Source organism: Streptomyces kebangsaanensis (assembly GCF_001906585.1).
Classification (GTDB): domain Bacteria; phylum Actinomycetota; class Actinomycetes; order Streptomycetales; family Streptomycetaceae; genus Streptomyces; species Streptomyces kebangsaanensis.
Map to the genome: position 1 here is coordinate 1 of NZ_JUJA01000161.1, position 5,657 is coordinate 5,657.

General features: G+C 66.7%; 3 protein-coding genes, 1 tRNA gene and 2 pseudogenes. 2 read left to right on the plus strand and 4 right to left on the minus strand.

Annotated features, from left to right (window positions below; genetic code table 11):
• Positions 1-77: 77 nt before the first annotated feature.
• Entirely contained in the window at positions 78-1,844 is a 1,767-nt protein-coding gene (gene ltrA, locus RH94_RS31075) for a group II intron reverse transcriptase/maturase (RefSeq protein ID WP_199880911.1), read from the minus strand.
• A 661-nt stretch (positions 1,845-2,505) separates the two neighbouring features.
• Here ltrA and RH94_RS31080 point away from each other — a divergent pair.
• A pseudogene (locus RH94_RS31080) lies at positions 2,506-2,826 on the plus strand (UTRA domain-containing protein); the annotation flags it as partial.
• A gap of 174 nt (positions 2,827-3,000) precedes the next feature.
• Here RH94_RS31080 and RH94_RS31085 read toward each other — a convergent pair.
• The 3 genes and pseudogenes from RH94_RS31085 to RH94_RS31090 form a co-directional block, all read right to left on the minus strand.
• Positions 3,001-3,087: transfer RNA gene (locus RH94_RS31085), tRNA-Ser, on the minus strand.
• A 62-nt stretch (positions 3,088-3,149) separates the two neighbouring features.
• The coding region (locus tag RH94_RS45040) for a PDZ domain-containing protein (protein WP_234426150.1) at positions 3,150-3,461 on the minus strand (312 nt) is incomplete at its 5' end.
• Position 3,462: 1 nt separating this feature from the next.
• Positions 3,463-4,574 (minus strand): annotated as a pseudogene (locus RH94_RS31090) (S1C family serine protease); the annotation flags it as partial.
• Between the two features lie 264 nt (positions 4,575-4,838).
• On the opposite strand from RH94_RS31090, the gene RH94_RS31095 reads away from it, so the two are divergent.
• On the plus strand, positions 4,839-5,657 hold an 819-nt coding region (locus tag RH94_RS31095; protein ID WP_073951709.1), incomplete at its 3' end, for a glycerophosphodiester phosphodiesterase.

Consider the following 5,657-nt stretch of genomic DNA (forward strand, 5'->3'; position numbering starts at 1 on the left):
GGTGGTCGGGTAGCTGGGACCCATTACTGGGTCCCAGCCCCCTCAGAACCGTACGTGCGAGTTTCCCCGCATACGGCTCAAGCAAGCCTTACGCCGCTTTTCTTGTCATGCCCGCCGGCGTGAAGCTGACTGTGACAGGTAGCGTGCCGCACTTCCAGGTTGGACAGTGCATTACTGCCGCCGTGCTTTCGATGCACCACATGGTGGACATCGAATGCCCGGCGACCGGCCTCGAACCACGCAACCCAATCCCGCAGGCTGTCCGGCTCGAAACCCGCCCCTTCCAGAAGATCCAGACCACAGCCCGGGCACAGACCCTTCTGCCGCACGGTCAGGGTGACGATCAGTTTCTTCTCGTTCACCATGGTCGTGCTGCGCTTCCGGACGCGCTTCGACCAGAACTCCGCCAGCTCCGGGTCGTCCTTGGAATTGTCTCCAGGAACAACCTGGTGCCGTCGAATGGGGGTCCACGCAGCCTTCTGCAAATGCAGCTTGCTGTTACCGAACACCCACGTGTCCTGGCGCGTCGCGTGGTGTCGGCCCCAGAAATGGGACCTGATCCACTTGCGACCCTTCCTGCGGTGCCTCTTCACCGCCCACTTCCACAAAAGATCAAACGTATAGCGGTCAAGCCGCAAGAACGCCTGGTTCGCGGACACGGGCGAGTAGTAGGCCGTCCATCCCCGAATGAACGGGGCGAGGTTACGGATCAGGGTGTCCTGATCCGTGCCCATAGCCTTACGGATGGTGGACTTGATCTTCAACCTGGCGCGTTGTTCGGCCGCCTTGGACGGGGTGATCAAAGAGATGCCATTGCTGTGCTGTTGAACCGTGCATCCGAGGAAGTCAAACCCCTCACGAAGGTGGACCACACGGGTCTTTTCTTCGTTGAAGGCCAGCCCTCGCGGCTCCAGCCATCGCGCCAGCGATTCCTTGACCCGGTTCGCTTCATCCTCCGTGTGACAGAACACCACGAAGTCATCCGCGTACCGAATGAGTACCGTTGCACCTCGGGCGGTTTTGATGCCGCCCTTGCGCGCCCAGTACTTCACCCCTGCGGCCTGTTCCATTCCGTGCAGAGCGACGTTCAACAGCAGAGGGGAGATCACGCCGCCTTGCGGCGTGCCTTCTACCGTTTCGGAGAACGTGGAGTTCTCCATCACTCCGGCCTCAAGCCATCCAAGAATGCTCTCCCTGGCGGGAAAGAACCCGATGGAGTCCATCAGGTGCTTGTGGCTGATGCGGTCGAAAGCGCCCTTGAGGTCAGCGTCGAGTACCCACTGACGTGCGGGGTCATGCCCCGCGCTGCGCTTGACCGTTTGGTGGATCGCCTCCAGGGCGTCGTGGCAGCCACGTCCGGGCCTGAATCCATAGGACCTCGGTTCGAACCTGGCTTCCCATTCCGGTTCCAGGGCGTTCTTTACCCTGGCCTGGTGGGCACGGTCCGCGATCACCGGAATTCCCAGCGGTCGCATCTTCCCATTAGCCTTTGGAATGTATACACGCTTGACCGGTTTCGGCTTCGGGGCGTCCGCTTCAAGGTCCCGCACGAGGCGGGTCCTCTCGGCGGGATCGAGTGCCCTTTGACCATCGACACCGGCCGTGTTCCTGCCCGCGCTCTGTTGTGCCACCCTTCGCACGCTTACCAGCGTGTTGGAGTGTGAGCGCAGCATGAGCTTTTGCAGGTTTCGGACCTTCTTGAGGTCCCCTGCTTTCGCGGCCTTGAAGATTCGCTGCCTGAGACGCTTAACGTTCCGCTCCTGCGCGGACCAGTCGATGCTGTTCCATGCCTGAGCGTCGCTCAAGGTTCCGTTCCGGGAAGCGTCCACTTCCGTATCGGTCATATCTGCCTCCTGTTCTAACTTGTGCCTTGACTCTGCTTCTCGTCTTGCTCTGCCTTCAAGGGCTCACCAGATCCGCGTCAGCTCCCTTTCGGGACCCGCCACTTGGCGGGTATCCACCGGGTTATACAAGGAGCCTGGAGCGGCGCGTTCCCTTGCTTTCCCCTGCCCTTACGGGCTAGTGGCCTATGCTTCTCGGATCTTCCTGTTCCCGCAACGGGATTCACCTTCGTTGCCTCCGGCTTACCCGACCTTGCGGTCGGGACCGTTACGGGGTTTCCAAGTTCCGCAGTACTGAGTTGCGTTCGGGTTGGGAGTCCGCTCTGAACCGGGACCATGGTGACCACAGCGGGGTTTAACTGACTGCCCGCCCATGTGAGACTCCTCTGCCTCTAGTCCTCGGCCGCGTCGATTGCTTCCATCACGCGGGTCCACATTTCGGTCCGTACAAACACGGCTTCGCTTTCGCTCTCCCGTCCGAGCTTCCCCTCGCCTGTTGCCCCGTGATGGTCTGGGGGCTCTTGGGCTTTGACCGCCAGCTTCACACCACCCCATTGCTGGGGTCGCATGTGACGGCGGGGACCGGGGAGTTGGTCACTTCCCGGGCCGGGCCTCTTTCTCCTTTCTTGCCCGGCGCTCAGTAGCAGCGACTTACTTGTCGCACCAGTTGTCGACGAGCTGGGAGCCGTACGACCTCACCGCCGGCACGCTCGTCGTCCTCCCCGAGGGAGGGCCGCACGCCGGGGCGGGCGTCGTGAACCGCATGGCCGCGATCGGAGTCACCGTCAGCCACGCCGTGGAGCAACCGGAGCCCCGGCACGCGACCGCCGAGGAGGCGTCGCTCCTGGGCATCCAGAAGGGCGCGCTGGTCACACACATCCGGCGGACGTACTACAGCGACCAGGGACGGCCCGTGGAGACCGCGGACATCGTGGCGCCCGCCGCTCTCTGCGAGATCGTCTACGAGGTCCCGATCAGCCGTTAGCCGGACGCCTCCGGCACCCGTTGCCGACGTCCTCATGCGATGGTCCGCGCGTGCCCCTTCCGTGCCCGTTCGAGCGGGAAACCACGGGGAGACACGGCGATCAGCGGGCAGCGCACAGCACAACGGCCCCTGACCGTTTGAACTGGTCAGAGGCCGTTTTCGCTGTTCTCAGAGCGGAGGCGGTGGGATTTGAACCCACGGTGACATCGCTGCCACGACGGTTTTCAAGACCGTTCCCTTAGGCCGCTCGGGCACACCTCCCCGCGTCGCCCGTGATCGGCGACGCGGGACAAGAGTAACGGGTCCGCACGCGCGCGTGCGGGTCAGCCGTTGTCGCCGATGCGGGAGCCCAGGGTGAGGTCCACCGTGTGCTCCTTGCCGGCGCGCTGGTAGGTGAGAGTGACCTTGTCGCCGGGCTGGTGGGTCCAGATCTCGCCGATGAGGGTGGGGCCGGAGTCGATCACCCTGTCGTCGAGCTTGGTGATGACATCGCCGGGCTTGAGGCCGACCTTGTCGGCGGGGCCGCCCGGCTCGACCGGGTCGGAGCCGCCGGCGCCCTGATCGGTGATCTTGGCACCGTCCGTGGTGCCCTCCAGGGAGACCGACGCGCCGATCTTGGCGTAGACCGGCTTGCCNTTGATCAGCTGCTGGGCGACGTACCTGGCCTGGTTGATCGGGATGGCGAAGCCCAGGCCGATCGAGCCGGACTGACCGGAGCCGCCGAAACCGCCGCTGCTCGTGGACTGGATCGCGGAGTTGATGCCGATGACCGCGCCGCGCGCGTCGAGGAGCGGGCCGCCGGAGTTGCCCGGGTTGATGGAGGCGTCCGTCTGCAGGGCGCTCATGTAGGACGCCTTGCTGTCGGAGCTGCCGTCGCTGGAGGCGACGGGACGGTTCTTGGCGCTGATGATGCCGGTCGTCACCGTGTTCGACAGGCCGAAGGGCGCGCCGATGGCGATCGTCTCGTCGCCGACGGCCACCTTGTCGGAGTCGCCGAGGGGGAGCGGCTTGAGGTCGGAGGGGGCGTTCTTGAGCTTGATGACCGCGACGTCGTAGCCCTGGGCGTGGCCGACGACCTCGGCGTCGTACTTCTTGCCGTCGGGGAACGTCGCGGTGAGCCGGCCGCCGTCGACGGCCTCGGCCACCACGTGGTTGTTGGTGACGATGTGGCCCTGGACGTCGAAGACGAAGCCGGTGCCGGTACCGCCCTGGCCGCCGTTCCCCTCGGCCTCGATGGTGACCGTGCTCGGCAGTGCCCTGGCGGCCACGCCCGCGATCGAGCTCGGGTCGCGCTTGACCTGCGAGGCGCCGGTGTCGGAGGCGGAGACCGTGGTGGAGGTGGTGTCGCCGTTCCTGGCCAGGGTGTAGCCGATGCCGCCGCCCAGGCCGCCGGCGACCAGAGCGGCCACCAGGACCGCGGCGACCAGACCGCCGCGCCGGCCGGCCGGCTTGGGCGCGGGCTGCTGGTGCTGGTACGGGGAGCCCCAGCCGGAGCCTCCTCCCGCGCCGCCGACGCCGTACGAGGACGGAGGCGGCCAGGAGCCGTCGACGGGCGAGCCCGTGCCGTCCTGCGGTCCGGGGGCGCCGGCTTGGCCGTACGCTCCCGGCACGCGCGGGGGCGTGCCGGGGGGTGGGGGTGTGACGCCGCCCTGGGCGGCCTGATGCGGGGAAGCTGCGGGAGATTCCACCGGCACGGGGGGTGCGGACGGGGCCGGGGGTACCACGTTGCCCTCGTTCTCGGTGCTCACAGCTTTTCTCCTCGATCCACGGCTGTTGTTGTCGGTCGCACTCGGTCACGCTCGTCACGCCTGCCGGCGACCCGGCCTGCTCCAGCTGTGCATGTGCATGTGCATGTGTACGTATTCAGCTTTTCCCATGGGCCGTCAGAGCACCGTAAGCGGTGGCTGTGGGTCCGGGTCCATTCTTTATATAGGTCATCTCGCATGAAACGGACGTACTGTCGGCGACCTCCCGCCGTCCCGCCTACCCCGCCGCGGTGGCACCATGACGCGGTGACCCACGCACGGCAGCACCACATCCAAGTCGTCGCCCACCGCGGCGCCTCCGAGGCCGCCCCCGAGCACACGCTGGCCGCCTACCGGAAGGCGATCGAGGACGGCGCGGACGCCCTCGAGTGCGACGTACGCCTGACCGCGGACGGCCACCTTGTCTGCGTGCACGACCGTCGCGTCAACCGTACGTCCAACGGCCGTGGAGCGGTGTCGGCCCTGGAGCTCGCCGACCTCGCCGCGCTGGACTTCGGCTCCGGACGGACACGCGCCTTCTGGCGGGGCCGGGACGAGGAGCCGGACTGGGAGGTGCGGCCGGAGGACCCCGAGGACACCTCGGTCCTCACCCTGGAGCGGCTGCTCGAACTCGTCGCCGACGCCGGGCGGCGGGTGGAGCTGGCCGTCGAGACCAAACACCCCACGCGGTGGGCGGGGCAGGTCGAGGAACGGCTGCTGACGCTCCTGAAGCGGTTCGGCCTGGACGCCCCGGCGTCGGCCGAGGAGTCGCCGGTGCGTGTGATGAGTTTCTCGGCGCGCTCGCTGCACCGGGTGCGGGCGGCCTCGCCGGCGCTGCCGACGGTCTATCTGATGCAGTTCGTCTCGCCCCGACTGCGTGACGGACGACTGCCCGCGGGGGTCCGGATCGCGGGCCCCTCGATCCGGATCGTGCGCAACCATCCGGCATACGTCGAGCGGCTCAAGCGGGCGGGGCACCACGTGCACGTGTGGACGGTGAACGACTCCGAGGACGTGGATCTCTGCGCCGGCCTGGGCGTCGACGCCATCATCACCAACCGCCCGCGCGCGGTTCTGCACCGGCTC

What these genes read in the sequence shown, in the direction of transcription:
- ltrA (WP_199880911.1), bottom strand. Translation starts at nt 1,844, where the DNA reads ATGACCGATACGGAAGTGGACGCTTCCCGGAACGGAACCTTGAGCGAC.